A 16181-nucleotide genomic window follows, 5' to 3' on the forward strand; every position below is an offset into this window, starting at 1 on the left:
TTGAGTAATATTTCCGAGATTTTGCGCTCCTACTCCGTGGACGAGGTGTGGCAGCGCCGCCTCTACGAGCTGCTGCACGCCAACCCGGAGCTGTCCATGCAGGAGGAGGAGACCTACAGCCGCCTGATGATGGAGCTGTCGCGCTTCGACTGCGAAGTCATCGCCCCGATCGGCAAGTTCGGCATCTGCGCCATTTTCGAAAACGGCGAGGGCCCGACCGTGATGCACCGCGCGGACTTCGACGGCCTGCCGGTGACCGAGCAGACCGGCGCGCCGTACGCCTCCCACAAGGTGGCCAAGACCGCGGACGGGCAGACCGTGGGCACCATGCACGCCTGCGGCCACGACATCCACACCACCGCGCTTTTGAGCATGTGCGACTTTTTGGACAACACCCGCGAGCACTGGTCCGGCACCTTCATCGCCCTGTTCCAGCCGGGCGAGGAGATCGGCGCCGGCGCCCAGGACATGGCCGATAACGGCCTGACCGAGAAGGTGCCTGCCCCGGACGTGGTCTTCGGCCAGCACGTCATGCCGGGCCGCGCCGGCGAGGTGATGTCCAAGCCTGGCCCGCAGTTCGCCGCCTGCGACTCCATCCGCATCAAGATCCCCGGCCAGGCCGCCCACGGCTCCATGCCGCACAACGCGATTGACCCCACCTACACCGCGGCAATGATCATCGCCCGCCTGCAGGCCATTGTCGGCCGCGAGGTGGATCCGGCGGACTTCGCCGTGGTCACCGTGGCCAGCATGCACGCCGGCACCACCAACAACATCATCCCGGGCGAGGCCGAGCTGGTGCTCAACTGCCGCTTCTACTCCGACCGGGTCAAGGCAAAGGTGTACTCCGCCATCAAGCGCGTGGTCCACGCCGAGGTGCTGGCGTCTGGCTCGCTGGACCAGCCCATGATCTCCTTTTTCGCCCACGGCGAGCTGCTGGACAACGACGAGGAAGTGTTCACCCGCGTGCGCGAGCAGTTCGACGGCGTCTTCGGCGATGCCTCCGTCACTGCCGACCCGAAGACCGTCTCCGAGGACTTCCCCGTCATCGGCCAGGCCTACGGCGCGCCGTACTTCTTCTGGCTCGTCGGCTGCACACCCCACGACGTGTGGGATAAGGCCGTGGAGGAAGACCGCGTCGGCGAGGACGTGCCCGTCAACCACATGTCCACCTTCCTGCCGGAGTACGAGCCCACCATCGACGCCTCCACCCGCGCGGGCCTGACCGCCGCGCTGACGTACCTGGCCAAGTAGCGAGGCCGCGCGGATCGTCTAGCAGCCCAGCGAAGCCCGCTAGACGATCCGCAATATGCGCCCACATTTCCCCTGTTCGATTGTCTCGACATTCGGTAAAAATCTCTTAATCGTCTAGCAGCCGGCACGACGTGCTAGACGATCTGTGCGCCAGAGCCAAGACGCCGCGATCCGGTCACCTGCACGCACCCCGGCGCGCCGGTACGCTCGGGAGACATGACTGCATCTCAGCCAGCATTCGAGCAGACCGTCGAGGGCCACGTCCGCAGCTTCTCCGGCCGCGCGCCGCAGGACTCCACGGTGAAGAAGTTCTGGACGGGCCTTTCGGCCGCCACCGTCGAGCAGATCGCCGACAACTGGGCGAAAACCCGCAACACCTACAAGACCACCCGCCGTGCCTCGTACTTTTCTGCGGAATTCCTGGAAGGTCGGGCGTTGCTGAATAACCTGACCAACCTTGGGCTCGTCGATAAGGCGAAGGCTATCGCCGAGGAGAACGGCTTCGAGCTTTCGGACGTTTTGGAGGCCGAGCACGACGCCGCCCTCGGCAACGGCGGCCTGGGGCGCCTGGCCGCCTGCTTCCTCGATTCCGCCGCCGAGCAGGACTTCCCGCTGACCGGCTACGGCCTGCTCTACCGCTACGGGCTGTTCCGCCAGGAGTTCGAGGACGGCTTCCAGCGCGAGCACCCGGACGCGTGGAAGGAATCGTTCTACCCCTTCATCATCCGCCGCGGCTCCGAGCAGCGCATTGTGAAGTTCGACGACATGCACGTGCGCGCCATCCCCTACGACATGCCGATCACCGGCTACGGCACCGACAACGTGGGCACGCTGCGCCTGTGGGACGCCTCCCCGATCGCCGAGTTCGACTACGACGCGTTCAATTCCCAGCGCTTCGCCGACGCGATCCTGGAGCGCGAGGCCGTCCACGACATCACGCGCGTGCTCTACCCCAACGACTCCACCTACGCCGGCAAGCTGCTGCGCGTACGCCAGCAGTACTTCTTCTGCTCCGCATCGCTGCAGGAGCTTATCGACGACTACCGCGCCGCCCACGGCGACGACCTGAGCGACTTCCACAAGTACAACTCAATCCAGCTCAACGACACCCACCCGGTGCTGGGCATCCCGGAGCTGATGCGACTGCTCATGGACGAGCACGGCCTCGGCTGGGACGAAGCCTGGGAGGTGACCACCCACACGTTCGCCTACACCAACCACACGGTGCTGCAGGAGGCGCTGGAGACGTGGGAGGAGTCCATCTTCAAGCAGCTGTTCTGGCGCATCTGGGAGATCGTGGAGGAGATCGACCGCCGCTACCGCCTGGACATGGAGTCCCGCGGCATCGACGCGGAGACCGCCCACCACTACTCCCCGGTGCACGACGGGCGTGTGCACATGGCGTGGATCGCCTGCTACGCCTCCTACTCCGTCAACGGTGTGGCGGCGCTGCACACCGAGATCATCAAACGCGACACCCTCGGTTTCTGGCACGGCCTGTACCCGGAGCGCTTCAACAACAAGACCAACGGTGTCACCCCGCGCCGATGGCTGCGCATGTGCAACCCGCGCCTGTCTGAGCTGTTGGACCGCCTCTCCGGCTCCGACGCGTGGGTTACCGACTTGGACAAGCTCAAGGAACTGCGCCCGCTTGTCGACGAACCAAAGGTGCTGCACGAACTCCGCGACATCAAGTCCGCGAACAAGCGCGACTTCGCCGAGTGGATCGCCGCGCGCCAGGGCGTGGAGATCGACCCGGACTCCATCTACGACACCCAGATCAAGCGCCTGCACGAGTACAAGCGCCAGTTGATGAACGCCCTGTACATCCTGGACCTGTACTTCCGTATCACGGTCGACGGCGAGCGCGACGTGCCGAAGCGCACCTTCATCTTCGGTGCGAAGGCCGCCCCCGGCTACGTCACCGCCAAGGGCATCATCAAGCTCATCAACACCATCGCGGAGCTGGTGAACAACGACCCGGTCGCCTCGAAGTACATCCACGTTGTGTTTGTGGAAAACTACAACGTCTCGCCTGCCGAGCAGATCATCCCGGCCACCGACGTCTCCGAGCAGATCTCCACCGCCGGCAAGGAGGCCTCGGGCACATCCAACATGAAGTTCATGATGAACGGCGCGCTCACCCTGGGCACGATGGACGGCGCGAACGTGGAGATCGTCGACGCGGTCGGCGAGGACAACGCCTACATCTTCGGCGCCCGCGAGGAGGAGCTGCCGGAGCTGAAGGCGCACTACAACCCGCGCCAGGTGGCCGAGCAGACCCCGGGGCTCATGCGTGCGCTCGACGCGCTCGTCGACGGCACCCTCGACGACCGCGGCACCGGCGTCTTCCACGACATCCGCGCCTCGCTGCTGGAAGACAACGGCTACGGCGAGCAGGACGTCTACTACGTGCTCGGCGATTTCGCCTCATACCGCGAGGCCCGCGACCGCATGGCCGCCGACTACTACGCCGACCCGGACGAGTGGGCCCGCAAGTGCTGGATCAACATCTGCGAGTCCGGCCGCTTCTCCTCCGACCGCACGATCCGCGACTACGCCGAGGACGTGTGGAAGATCGAGCCCACCCCGATCAACTAGCTAATCGCGCACCATGCGCTTCAAGGTGATGCCGTCACCCGCGTGGTGCGTTTCCTCGCCGTCGAAGGCGAAGCCCTGCTTGGTGTAGAAGGCCTGGGCGCGCTCGTTGAAGTCCGCCACCCACAAGAACGCGGGCTCGCCTGGGCGCACGACCGCGTCCAGGAGTTGCTCGGATATGCCGTTTCCGGCCGCCTCCTCGAGCAGGTAGAGGTTGCACAGCTCAGTGCGCTCGCCGGGCACGCCGTAGGCCATGCCCACAGCCTCGCCGTCCACCTCCGCAAGGAAGACGCGGCCGTCGGGGGCGTCGAAGTACTCGGCCCACTTGAGCTCCAGGGGTTCGAAGTTGTCCAGCACCTCGTCGGCGATGCGTCCGCGGAACGCTTGTGCGCGGGAGCGGTTGTGCACGGCGGCGACAGTGGCGGCGTCTTCGGCGCGAGCTGGCCGGATTGTGGCGTCCATGCAGTTAAACGCTATACGATCTCGGCACAATGATTCTGCTCGTCGACAATTACGACTCATATACATTCAACCTCGCCCACCTCATTGCTGAGGCCACCGGCCGCGAGCCCCTCGTAGTCCCCGCGGGCGAGGCGGCCGACCTTCCGCAGCGGGTGCGCGCCGGCGAGTTCAGCCACGTGGTCATCTCCCCCGGCCCCGGCACCCCGGAGCGCGAGGAGGACTTCGGCCCTGCCCGGCGCGTCATCGAGGCAGCTGCGGACGCCGGCGTCCCGCTGCTCGGCGTGTGCCTCGGCCACCAGGGTTTGGGCATGCTCGCGGGATCCAGCGTCACCCGCGCGCCCGAGCCGCGCCACGGGTTCGTCTCCACCGTCACCCATTCCGGCGAGGGCATCTTCACCGGCATCCCGCAGGGTTTCGAGGTGGTGCGCTACCACTCCCTGCACGTCGAAGAGGTCCCGGGCATCACCGTGCATGCCCGCAGCGAGGACGGCGTGATCCAGGCGCTCAAGGTCGACGGGTTGAATCACTGGGGCGTGCAATTCCACCCCGAGTCGGTGCTCACCCAGCACGGCGCGGCGATCATGCGCAACTTCCTCGGCGGCTGGCGCGTCATTCACCGCGAGGTGCCCGGCGCGCTCGACTGCCAGCGCGTCTTCAACGCGATCTCGCGAGACGGCAACGACGCGTTCTTCCTCGACTCCGCCGATGCGCGCGGGCGCTTCTCCATCCTCGGCGACACCGCGGGTGCACTCTCGCGCTCCATTCGCTATTCGCTTGGCGACGGCAACGTGCTCGACACCCTCGACACCGAGCTATCCACCCCGGTTTTCGACCCGCCCGACCTGCCGTTTACCGGCGGGTGGATCGGGTACCTGGGCTACGAGTGCGCCGAGTTGACCCTTCCGATCTCGCTGCGCCACCGTTCGCCCTACCCGGACGCGTACTTTGTGCGCCCGCAGTCGTTCATCGTCTACGACCACGATGCCGAAACCGCGCACCTGTGCGCCCTGGCCGGCGACGGCGCCGACGGTTTGCTCGACCGGCTTGCACAGGCGCTTGAGGGGGCGGGCGCCACCGAAGGTGCGTCGATAGGCGAAGGCTCCTGGAGCAACCCGGACTACCTCGCCAGCATCGAAAAGGCGCAGCAACTGCTGCGCGCGGGCGAGAGTTACGAGGTGTGCCTGACCGACACCTACACCACGCGCGCGACCGGCGATATCTATGCTGCGCTGCGCGAACATAACCCGGCGCCGTACGCCGCGCACCTGCTTTTCGACGGCGTCGAGGTCGCCAGCGCCTCACCCGAGCGCTTCCTCACCGTGCGCGGCCGTAACGTGGAGGCGAAGCCGATCAAGGGCACCATCGCCGCCGATGAGGACCCCGCGCTGCTGAGCGATGCGAAAACCCGCGCCGAGAACCTCATGATCGTGGACCTGCTGCGCAACGACCTCTCCCGCGTCTGCGAGCCCGGCACCGTGCGCGTGCCCGGGTTGATGCAGGTGGAAAGCTACGCCACCGTCCACCAGCTGGTCTCCACCATCACTGGCCGCCTGCGCGAGGGCCGCACCGCCGTCGACGCCGTGCGCGCGGCGTTCCCGCCCGGCTCCATGACCGGCGCGCCGAAGCTGCGCACCTGCGAAATCATCGACCGGCTGGAGACTTCCCCGCGCGGCGTCTATTCCGGCGCGCTGGGCTACTTCGGCTTCGACGGCCAGGCCGATCTCTCCGTGGTGATCCGCACCGCCGTGCGCGCAGGTGACACCGTGACCGTGGGCGCGGGCGGCGCGATCGTGCTGGACTCCGACCCCGAGTCCGAGCTCGCCGAGCGCAACCTCAAGGCCCAGTCCGTGCTGGGGGCGTGGGATGCGTAAGTACGCCTGGCACGGCTCGTTCGTCCCGCGCGATTTCCCCGACGGGCCCCTCGACGTCGCCGACTCCTGGCGCCACTCATCCGGCCGCACCAACGGCCTCAACCTGCACCTCGAGCGGTTTTCGCGCGCTGCTGGCCCGCTGCCTGCCGGGTTCGTCGAGAAGCTCATGCCACTGCTGTCCGAGGGCGAACTGTTCCCCCGCATCGCCCTCTCTCAAGGGCTTTTGCTTCTCGACGTCCGCTCCGCCCCCCCCGCGCCCCACCACTGCACTGACATTTGCGCAGGCCCCCGACCCGCGCACCCAGCCCGAGGTGAAGGGCCCCGACTTCGCCGCGTTCCGCGCGCACCGCTCGCGGTACCAGCTGGCAGGGACCGACGACACAGTGATCGCGGATAAGCACGGCGCAATGTTGGAGACCACCACCGGCGCGCTGGTGATGTGGGACGGCGACACCCTGTGCGTCCCCGAAGGCGTGTGGCTGCCGAGCGTGACTTTGCACCAGGTGGCTGCGCGGGCGGCTCAGCTCGGCGTGTCTGTTAAGCGGCGTCGGCTCAAACCCGAACTCGCCGCTGAGCACCCGCTGTGGTTCCTCAACTCCCTGCACGGCATCAGCCCGGTCAGCGAGTTGCACGTCGGCGACACCGTGATCACTCCGCCGGTGCACCCCTCTTTCGACGAGTGGCGCGACTGGTGGTGGGGCGGGTTCTGCCGGGAGCTTAAACACACCACAGGAAACTGACAACTCGTTATCAGTCACGCACGCGTGATTTATGTACTTTAGGTCACATGACCAACCCGCAGACTCCACAAGACATTGTGCACTACCGCCTAGCCCCGCTGTTGGGCGAGGACTATTCAGTGTTTCACGAGCTCATCTCGGACGAGCTGCACATCGACGTCTATTGCTGGGCCCCCACCGAGCAGCGTCAATTCTGGACGCTGTGCACCTCGGGCATGAACGACTACCGGATGCAGATGCCACCCGGGAAGGAAGAATTCAACCGCACGGAGCTTGTGATGACGCTTCCGGACGATTGGCCACTTGCGGAGATAGGCTCGCAAAACGGCCCCGAAGGCGACGCGATCAGCTGGCCAATAACCCTGCTCAAGTCCACCGCACGCCTGCCCAAAGACATGGATACGTGGCTGTCCTACGGAACCTCGGGCCAGGCAGGGCTCGACCCGAGCGAGACCTATCCGGGCAGCGACTTCTCCGGCTTCATCATCGGCAGCGCATTCACGGTTGACGCCGACGGAGATTTTCTGCGCACGCCTGTAGGCGACGAAGCCGTCCACTTCTTCGGCGTCTACCCCATCTACGCCGACGAACTGCAAGCATGCCTCGCCGGTGACGACATTTTAGGCAGGCTCTACGAACTTGGCGTTGCCGAAGGCGCCTACCCCGGCCGCCCATCCGCGGTTTAGCCCAGGCAGGCAAGCAAAAACCTAGGAGAGAACGGTGCTTTGCCACAAAATCGAGCACAAGATCGGCACGGCGGTCTTTGTATTCGACCCATCGATCTCAATTTTGAGCATGGAAAAAGCCCAGCATTTCGACACAATCGACGGCCAGCATTTCGATGTGCTGGAAGGCTGTTTCAACTCGGACGGCTCCCCTTACCCGCGTTTCGGCCTCACCGAATCCATCGGCATGCTTATCGCTCCGACCGATGCAGCCATCGCGATCCGACGTACCCTCAACCAGCAGGGTGCTCGAGTTGCCGAATGCACGTTCACTAGCCAGTACGGCGACTACATCGGCTTCCGCGCGTTCAACCTCCACGAAGACACACCGCAGGCACCAGTGTTCAGAATCCGGACCTCACCCGACAACCCCGACCTGTGGATGGACCAGTACTACACCTCCGAGCTTGTTAGCTGGCTCAAAGCCAACTTCGACACCCGCGGAATCCAAACCCGCACAGTCGACCAAGACCCCCACTACTACCAACCCAAGAAGAAATAGGAGCTCGACCCATGACGCCACAGATTCCGGACCCCATCACCCTGGACCAGTACCTCGCCGACACCGAGCCTGCCCCGATTCCCGACCTGACATGGGAGGAAGCCAAGGCGATCCTGTCCGAGTCTAACGACGCAGAAACGCACGTTGCCGTCATCGCGCCACTCACTCGCAATCACAGCACCTCCCGCAGCATCCCCGGCAAGGAAACCCTAGACGCGCTCGCCGACTCTCCCGTCGCTCTCTGGGCAGTGATGATGCTCAAGGCCTACGACGCAGCGCAGTATCCTCCGCTGGATCTGTACCGGTTCGTTGAGGGGGCGGAAGCGCCGTCGGAAAGCGACAATCTCCTCGCCATGCACCACTGGGCCACCGCAGTGCTGCACCACGAAGCACCACTCGAAGATCCAGATAAGGCGCTCGCAGCTTGTCGCGCTTTTCTCGAGCTCAGCGACGGGCACAATTGGGTGCGACCCGACATCGAGATTGCCGGCATCGTGCTCGACGCCGCCGTGGAGAACCCGGATGGCCCGATCGGTCCTCTTGGCACGGAGATCATGCAGCAGTGGGAGGAACGCCTCACACGCGCGATCGAGGCGGTCGACCCCGACTACGCGTACACCGAAAACCAACTGCTCAGCATCTGGCAAGAGCGGTAACGGCTGAAGATGATCCGATGACGTACTTCATGCAATTCGCCCCGTCGATGAAGGCGATCCGCCAGTCCGACAACACGCGCCTGCATATGCCGACGCGCAACGGCGACATTGAAGTTCACGTCTACGAAGCGAAACACCGAATCGGCGGGGCCTCACTGGTCGGCGTACCCCGCACCCCTGAAAATCTGGCTGTGCTCGGACTTTCTAGTGGGACCGGCGAGCACTCACCGTGGATCATTCCACCGTTTCCACTGCTCACCGACGCCTTCCGTAAAGGCGGCCCTTTCATCCGCGACGGGAAGGTTGAAACCATCCCTGGGGGATTCGACGCGTCGAAAGTCGCCGTAGGTGCGAGCTTGTACCGGCCGGGCCCTCCCGGATTCGTCCCCAAGGACCTCAACGACGAGATACCTCTTGACGTTAACTCTGTCGACCCTTCCGGTTGGAAACTCTTCGTGTGGGTGAGCGGTTCAGCCATCCGCCCCGCCACCGAAGAGGAACGCGACTATCAGCTTATTCCTTGGACGTTCTATCCACTCGGTTTCTTGGACCTCTGGCTTGAGCAGTACCGCTGCTACCACCTGGGTTTTGACATCCCGACGGATGTAAGCCCGCCAGACGAGGACATCGACCATGGCGCCGAAGAGTCGGAATCGTCGACCGGCCTGAAGATGCGCCGGGTAGAACTCGATGAGTCTGCTGGGGAGCTTGAAGGCCAACACTCGGTCTACCTCCAAGTGGCCGCCGGTTCAGAACTCGATAAAGCAATCGCCGCTAGCGGGCACGAAGCCAACGGCTACTTCCTCGAGGGCGTCGCTCGCTACCTCCAATCGAAGGGCCGGGGTTGATCCCAGCCTCCAGCTCGACCCGGAAGGCGAAGGCATCGGCATCTACGGTGATCCAGCACACATCGACAAGGCCCAGTCTTCTTTCACAGGCATCGCTGAACGACCTGCTGAAATCGCGGAGCTGGTGGAGCGGGCCAAAGCAGCTGGCATCGAAATCGATGACTAGATTCGCAGGGCCTCCGGGGCGGTTGGGGCTCAACGACTATGCAGCTGCATAGTCAACGAAGCCGAACCAACCTCCCCCGAGGCGAACCAGGCATCGCGAAAAACTATGCAGCTGCATAGCGAATCCACCCCACCAGGCTATGCCGCTGCATAGTGGACGGCAGTGTCGGGACTATGCCGTCGCATAGTGGCATCGGTGCACAAGACTATGCCGCTGCATAGTCAACGAAGCCGAACCAATCTTCCCTGAGACGGTCCGGCCATCAAGAAAAACTATGCCGCTGCATAGCGAATCCATCCCACCAGACTATGCAGCTGCATAGTCTGGTGGCAGTGTCGGGACTATGCCGCTGCATAGCGGGACCGGTCAGCAAGACTATGCCGTCGCATAGTGAACCCGACCCAAGAGACTATGCAGCTGCATAGTCAACGGAGCCGAGGCAACCGCCCCTGTGGCTGATCAGCCATCGCAAGACTATGCCGCTGCATAGCGATTCGAGCCCTTGCCCGCTCGGTTTGTACGAATTTACATGCGGCAACACTTATAAGCTTCTGACCTGCGCCGATAAATCTGGACGCCCGTCCCAATTGTCGACTTTTGCAGGTTTCGTTTAGGTGACTACCCCTACGAATCACGCGAACGGCAACCCCGAGACTATGCAGCTGCATAGTCGCCACCGACGACGACCTACGCCGAACGCTCGGCCAGCACCTTCCCGGTTGCAGTTTCAGACTTCGCCAGCTCGGCGGGGGTGCCGGTAGCCACAACCTGACCACCCTCGGCGCCGGCACCGGGGCCCATTTCGATCACGCGATCGGCTTGCGCGATGACGGACAGGTCGTGCTCGACCACGATCACGGTTTGGCCAGCGTCGACAAGACTGTTGAGCTCCTTGACCAACAGCGCCACGTCGGCGGGGTGAAGGCCGGTGGTGGGCTCGTCCAGCAGGTACACGGTGTGGCCCCGGCGCGAGTTGCGGGAGCGCTGCAGCTCGGTGGCCAGCTTGATGCGCTGCGCCTCGCCGCCGGAAAGCTCCGGCGCGCCTTGGCCCAGGCGCAGGTAGCCCAGCCCCACGGCCTGCAGGGTTTCCACGGCGCGCAGGATCTTCGGTTCGTCGGCGAATACGTCCGCGGCTTCGTCGACAGTCAGCTCCAGCACCTGCGCGATGGTGAGCCCATCCCAGGTCACCTCGAGGGTCTCGTCGTTGTAGCGCGCGCCGCCGCAGTCCGGGCAGGTGGTGTACGAGCCGGGCAGGAACACCAGCTCCACCTCGATCTTGCCGGCGCCGCCGCAGGTTGGGCACTGCCCCTGCTTCACGTTGTAGGAGAAGCGCGACACGGTCCACTTGCGCCGCTTCGCCTCGTCGGTGCTGGCGAACAGTTTGCGCACGCCGTCGAACAGCCCGGTGTAGGTCGCCAGCGTCGAGCGCGGGGTGCGCCCGATGGGCTTCTGGGTGATCTGCACAACTCGGCTCACCGCGTCGAAGCCTTCTTGCCTATCGACGGTCCATCCGGCCTCCCCCGCCCCTGCATCACCCGCAGAGTCGTCCTCTTCCTCGACAACGGTGGACGCGGCGTCGCGGAGCACACCTGCGAGCACGGTGCTGACCAAGGTGGACTTGCCGGATCCGGACACGCCGGCCACCGCGGTGAATTGTCCCAGACCAAACGACACGTCCAGCCCCTCAATCGAGCGGGCCGACACGCCGGAAAGGCGCAGTTCGCCGGTGGCGGACCGTGGGGCGTCGTTAGGCGAAAGTGTCCGGTTCGCCAGCGCCTTCGCTGTGGGCGCGTCGCCGGTGTAGTCGCTGGTGGGGCCGGAGTAGACAACCTCACCGCCGCGCTCGCCGGCGAGCGGGCCGACGTCCACGAGCCAGTCGGTTTGGGCGACGAGTTCCATGTCGTGTTCGACCAGCAGGACCGAGTTGCCGGCGTCGATGAAGCGGCGGCAGATGTCCAGCACCGCGCCGCGCTCGGCGGGGTGCAGGCCGGCGGACGGCTCGTCCAGCACATACGCCACGCCGAACAGGCCCGAGCGCAGCTGGGCGGACAGGCGGATGCGCTGCAGCTCACCGGCGGACAGCGTCGGCGCGGGGCGGTCGAGGCTTAGGTGCGCAAGGCCCAGGTCGAGCGCGGACTGCAGGGCGGGCAGGATCTGCTTCAGCAACAGGTCCTCGGCCGAACCCTCGGACGGTTCCTGCGCTGCCAGCACCTCATGGACCTGGTCCAGCGGCAGGGCGCCGAGCTCGTCGATAGGCATCCCCGCGTAGGTGACCTTGAGCGCCTCCGGGTTGAGGCGGCGGCCGTGGCAGGTCTCGCACACGCGCGACTCCATGTAGGACAGCACGCGTTTGCGCAGGGTGTCGGACTGGGTCTCGGCGAGCGTGTTGGTCAGATACGACGCCACGGAGCGCCACGTGCCCTTGTAGTTGCGCTGGATTTGGTCCTCGCCGCGAAGTGGCTTGACGGTGACCACGGGGCGCTCCTCGGTGAACAGGATCCACTCGCGGTCTTCCTTGGGCAGGTCCTGCCAGGGAGAATCCAGGTCGTAGCCCAGCGTGGCCAGGATGTCGTGGAAGTTCTTGCCGGCCCACGCGCCCGGCCAGGCTTGAATCGCGCCGTCCTCGATGGACAGCGTCGGGTCCGGCACCATCGACGCTTCGGTGGGCTCGTGCACCACGCCGGTGCCCTGGCACGTCGGGCACATGCCCTCGGGCGTGTTCGGGGAGAACGAGTCGGAGTACAGCCCCTTCGGGTTGTCGCCCGCGCGCGAGTACAACAGCCGGATGCTGTTGGACAGCGCGGAGACGGTGCCCACGGTCGAGCGCGCGCCTCCGCCGGAGGTGGACTGCTCCAGCGCCACCGTCGGCGGCAGGCCCTCCACGGAACCGACCTGCGGGTCCACCGCCGAGCCAATCAGGCGGCGGGCGAACGGCGCCACCGATTCGAGGTAGCGCCGCTGGCCCTCGCCGTGGATGGTGCCGAAGGCGAGCGAGGACTTGCCGGAGCCGGACACCCCGGTCACCGCGACGAGCGTGCCGCGCGGGATGTCCACATCCACGTTGCGGAGGTTGTGCAGGTGGGCGTCGCGAACTTCAATTCCGGTTTCAGGCATGCCCACCAGCGTAACCACTTACGGGTTGCGCGTGTCCTCGCCGAGCTGGTGCACGTGGATGGTGTTCGTCGTGCCCGCAACACCCGGCGGGGTGCCAGCGACGACGACCATGGTGTCGCCCTCGTTGTACTGCTCCATCGCCAGCAGCTGGCGGTCCACCACCTTGATCATGTCGTCGGTGCTGTGGACCTGCTCGCACAGGAACGTCTCCGCGCCCCACGTCATGGCCAGCTGCGACCGCACCTGCTGCACCGGCGTGAACACCAGCAGCGGCAGGTCCGGGTGCAGGCGCGCCACGCGGCGGGCGGTGTCGCCGGAGGTGGTGAAGGTGACAATCGCGCGCGCGTTGAGGCGGTCGGCGATGTCGTGGGCCGAGGAGGACACCACGCCGCGCTTCGTGCGCGGGATGTGGGTCAGCGGCGGCACGTTGCCCATCTGCTCCGCGGAGCGCACGATGCGGCTCATGGTGCGCACCACGTTGTGCGGGTCCACGCCCACGGACGTCTCGCCGGAGAGCATGACGCCGTCCGCGCCGTCGAGCACCGCGTTGGCCACGTCGGAGGCCTCGGCGCGGGTCGGGCGCGAGTTCTCGATCATGGAGTCGAGCATTTGCGTGGCGACGATCACTGGCTTGGCATTCTCACGCGCAATCTGGATCACACGCTTCTGCACCGCCGGGACCTGCTCGAGCGGGATCTCCACGCCCAGGTCGCCGCGCGCCACCATGACTGCGTCGAACGCGAGGATGATGGACTCCAGCGCGTCCACAGCCTCGGGCTTTTCAAGCTTTGCGACGACAGGCACACGCCGGCCGACCTCATCCATGATTTCGTGCACCAGCTCCACGTCGGCCGGGGAACGCACGAACGACAGCGCGATGATGTCCACGCCGAGCTCGAGTGCGAAGCGCAGGTCCGCCTTGTCCTTCTCGCTCAGCGCCGGCACGGAGATGTCCATGCCCGGAAGCGACACGCCCTTGTTGTTGGACACCGGGCCGCCCTCGGTGACGCGGCAGACCACGTCGTTGCCGTCGACCTCGGTGCAGACCAGGCCGACCTTGCCGTCGTCCACGAGCAGGCGGTCGCCCGGCTTCGCGTCCTGGGCGAGCTGCTTGTAGGTGGTGGACACGCGGTCGTGCGTGCCCTCGACGTCGTCCACGGTGATGCGGACGGTCTCGCCGGTCTCCCAGTAGGTCTTGCCGTCGCCCTCGAAGCGGCCGAGGCGGATCTTCGGGCCCTGCAGGTCGGCCAGGATGCCCACTGCGTGGCCGGTCTCGTCGGTGGCCTCGCGGACCCAGCGGTAGTTCTGCTCGTGGTCCGGGTAATCGCCGTGCGAGAAGTTCAGGCGCGCCACGTCCATGCCGTCGCGCACCAGCCCCAAAATCGCATCCTTGCTGGCCACAGCCGGGCCGAGGGTGCAGACGATCTTTGTCCTTCTATCCACGTGTACCAACCTCACCTTCGTAGGTGCCATTCGTGTTCTTCAGCGCCCCACGGTACTCCCGATCCTGGGAGTCTGCCGTGGACGAACGGTTGTACTCCGGGTCCACTTCCTCCGGGGTCTCCCTCCCCTTTTGCAGCATGAAGAAGATCACCACGGCGACGATGAACAAAATCGCGGAGACCCACGTGTTCACGCGCAAGCCGAGGATGAGGTTCGCCTCGTCGCGGCGCATGAACTCGATAAAGAACCGGCCCAGCGTGTAGCCGGCCACGTACAGCCAGAACACACGGCCGTGGCCGAGACGGAAGCGGCGGTCCGCCCAGATCAGCACGAAGAACACCGCCACGTTCCAGATCAGCTCGTAGAGGAACGTCGGGTGCACGCTCGCGATCACCTCGCCGGTGGAACGTCCCGTCAGCGGGGCGTACTGGCCGGCTTCGTTGACGCGGTAATAAATGTCCAGCGCCCAAGGCACGTCGGTCTCCGCGCCGTAGAGCTCCTGGTTGAAGTAGTTGCCCAGCCGGCCGATGCCCTGGGCGAGGATCACCGACGGCGCGATCGCGTCTGCAAGCGGCGCAATCGGCAGCCCCTTGCGCCGCATCATCACCCACACCGCCAACGCGCCGAGCGCCACCGCGCCGATGATGCCAAGGCCGCCGGCGGTGATGTTGAAGGCCTGCCAGGGGTTTTTGCCCTCGCCGAAATACTTCTGGTGGTCCGTGATCACGTGGTACAGGCGCCCGCCGATGATGCCGGCGGGGATGATCACAATCGCCGCGTCCCACACCGTCTCCGGGTTGCCGCCGCGCGCCTTGTAGCGGCGCAGCGAGATCGCCATCGCGACGATAATGCCGGTGATGATGCACAGCGCGTAGGCGCGGATGGGGATGGGACCCAGGTACCACACGCCCTGCGGCGGCGACGGAATGTTAGCCAAATTCAGCGTTTGCACGCCAAACAGTGTGCCATTTAGCGTCGCGACGGGCACGCGGGGTGCTGGCCCGCGGTGGCCAGCGAGCGCGTCGCGGAGAGCACATCGCCCGCCGCCATGACAGCCTCCGCCGCCAGCACAGCGTCCGCGCCGCAGGAGGCGGCGTTGATCAGATCGCGCGGGGTGGCCACGCCGCCGAGGCTGATCTTGATCACCTCGCTGGGAAGACCCGGCGCGATCTCAGCGAATGCGTTGCGGTTCAAGTTGTTGGTGTCGAAGGTCCAAGAGTTGACCGCCACCACGGACACGCCCGCGCGCAGTGCGCGGTCCGCCTCCTCCGGGGTGCGCACCTCCGCCACGGCGGCCATGCCGAGGGATTCGGCGCGGTCCAGCAGCGCCTCGAAGCGGGCCTGGTCCAGGATGCCCACCTGCAGCGGGATGGCGTCGGCGCCGTAACAGCGGGCTTCGTGGATCTGGTACGGGTCCACGATCACGTCGCGGCACACCATCGGCAGCTCTACCGCTTCCCTAGCCTGGGCCATGTCGGCCAGGGAACCGTCGAAACGCAACCGCTCCGTCTGGCACGCGATGAGGTGGGCGCCGCCCGCTTCGATATTCTGGGCGAGCGTCTCGACGCTCGAAAGCCCGGCGCCGGTGGGGCCGAAGACCGGCGAGTTGCGCTTGATCTCCACGATCACGCTGCAGCCATGACGCAAAAGCGCCGCCCGGGCATCCCGGGTCGGCGCCATATCGCGCGAACGCGCTTTGATCTCTTTGAAGGAAACGGCGGCCTCACGCTTGGCAACGTCGCGAAGCACACCAGCGACAACGTCGTCGAGTGTGCTCGGTGCCGGCATGGCTACCTCCCAGT

At 65.6% G+C, this 16181-nt stretch carries 13 protein-coding genes; 8 read left to right on the forward strand and 5 right to left on the reverse strand.

Annotated features, from left to right (window positions below; genetic code table 11):
* Both H0193_RS04140 and H0193_RS04145 read left to right on the forward strand, forming a co-directional pair.
* Complete coding sequence (locus H0193_RS04140) at positions 1–1254, forward strand: amidohydrolase (RefSeq protein WP_181888684.1); 1254 nt, start codon at positions 1–3, stop codon at positions 1252–1254.
* Positions 1255–1470: 216 nt separating this feature from the next.
* On the forward strand, positions 1471–3855 hold the full coding sequence (locus H0193_RS04145) for a glycogen/starch/alpha-glucan phosphorylase (protein WP_181888685.1): 2385 nt from the start codon (positions 1471–1473) through the stop codon (positions 3853–3855).
* On the opposite strand, the gene H0193_RS04150 is transcribed toward H0193_RS04145, so the two are convergent.
* A complete protein-coding gene (locus tag H0193_RS04150; protein ID WP_181888686.1) occupies positions 3856–4314 on the reverse strand; it encodes a GNAT family N-acetyltransferase in 459 nt (152 codons plus the stop codon).
* Positions 4315–4343: 29 nt separating this feature from the next.
* Here H0193_RS04150 and H0193_RS04155 point away from each other — a divergent pair, with 29 nt between their 5' ends.
* From H0193_RS04155 to H0193_RS04180, 6 genes are read left to right on the forward strand one after another with little or no spacing between them, the layout of a single operon-like run.
* A complete protein-coding gene (locus tag H0193_RS04155) occupies positions 4344–6185 on the forward strand; it encodes a chorismate-binding protein (protein WP_181888687.1) in 1842 nt (613 codons plus the stop codon).
* Positions 6173–6925, forward strand: coding sequence for an aminotransferase class IV (locus H0193_RS12510; RefSeq protein ID WP_338026588.1), 753 nt, complete (start codon positions 6173–6175; stop codon positions 6923–6925). The genes H0193_RS04155 and H0193_RS12510 overlap by 13 nt, the downstream gene beginning before the upstream one ends.
* Positions 6926–6972: 47 nt before the next feature.
* A complete protein-coding gene (locus tag H0193_RS04165; RefSeq protein WP_181888688.1) occupies positions 6973–7611 on the forward strand; it encodes a suppressor of fused domain protein in 639 nt (212 codons plus the stop codon).
* 34 nt (positions 7612–7645) lie between these two features.
* Positions 7646–8152, forward strand: coding sequence for a hypothetical protein (locus tag H0193_RS04170; RefSeq protein WP_181888689.1), 507 nt, complete (start codon positions 7646–7648; stop codon positions 8150–8152).
* Between the two features lie 11 nt (positions 8153–8163).
* A complete protein-coding gene (locus H0193_RS04175) occupies positions 8164–8808 on the forward strand; it encodes a hypothetical protein (protein WP_181888690.1) in 645 nt (214 codons plus the stop codon).
* A 17-nt stretch (positions 8809–8825) separates the two neighbouring features.
* Positions 8826–9656: a hypothetical protein gene (locus tag H0193_RS04180; protein WP_181888691.1), complete on the forward strand. Its 831-nt coding sequence runs from the start codon at positions 8826–8828 to the stop codon at positions 9654–9656.
* An 853-nt stretch (positions 9657–10509) separates the two neighbouring features.
* Here the strand turns inward: H0193_RS04180 and H0193_RS04185 are convergent.
* From H0193_RS04185 to H0193_RS04200, 4 genes are read right to left on the reverse strand one after another with little or no spacing between them, the layout of a single operon-like run.
* Positions 10510–12936: an excinuclease ABC subunit UvrA gene (locus H0193_RS04185; protein WP_181888692.1), complete on the reverse strand. Its 2427-nt coding sequence runs from the start codon at positions 12934–12936 to the stop codon at positions 10510–10512.
* Between the two features lie 18 nt (positions 12937–12954).
* Positions 12955–14379 carry a pyruvate kinase gene (gene pyk, locus H0193_RS04190; protein ID WP_181888693.1) on the reverse strand — a complete coding sequence of 475 codons (1425 nt, stop codon included), beginning with the start codon at positions 14377–14379 and terminating at the stop codon, positions 12955–12957.
* Complete coding sequence (lgt, locus tag H0193_RS04195; protein ID WP_181888694.1) at positions 14372–15331, reverse strand: prolipoprotein diacylglyceryl transferase; 960 nt, start codon at positions 15329–15331, stop codon at positions 14372–14374. The genes pyk and lgt overlap by 8 nt, the downstream gene beginning before the upstream one ends.
* Before the next feature lie 17 nt (positions 15332–15348).
* On the reverse strand, positions 15349–16167 hold the full coding sequence (locus tag H0193_RS04200) for an indole-3-glycerol phosphate synthase TrpC (protein WP_181888695.1): 819 nt from the start codon (positions 16165–16167) through the stop codon (positions 15349–15351).
* Positions 16168–16181 lie beyond the last annotated feature (14 nt).

The sequence above is a fragment of the Corynebacterium haematomassiliense genome (genome assembly GCF_013978595.1).
Classification (GTDB): domain Bacteria; phylum Actinomycetota; class Actinomycetes; order Mycobacteriales; family Mycobacteriaceae; genus Corynebacterium; species Corynebacterium lehmanniae.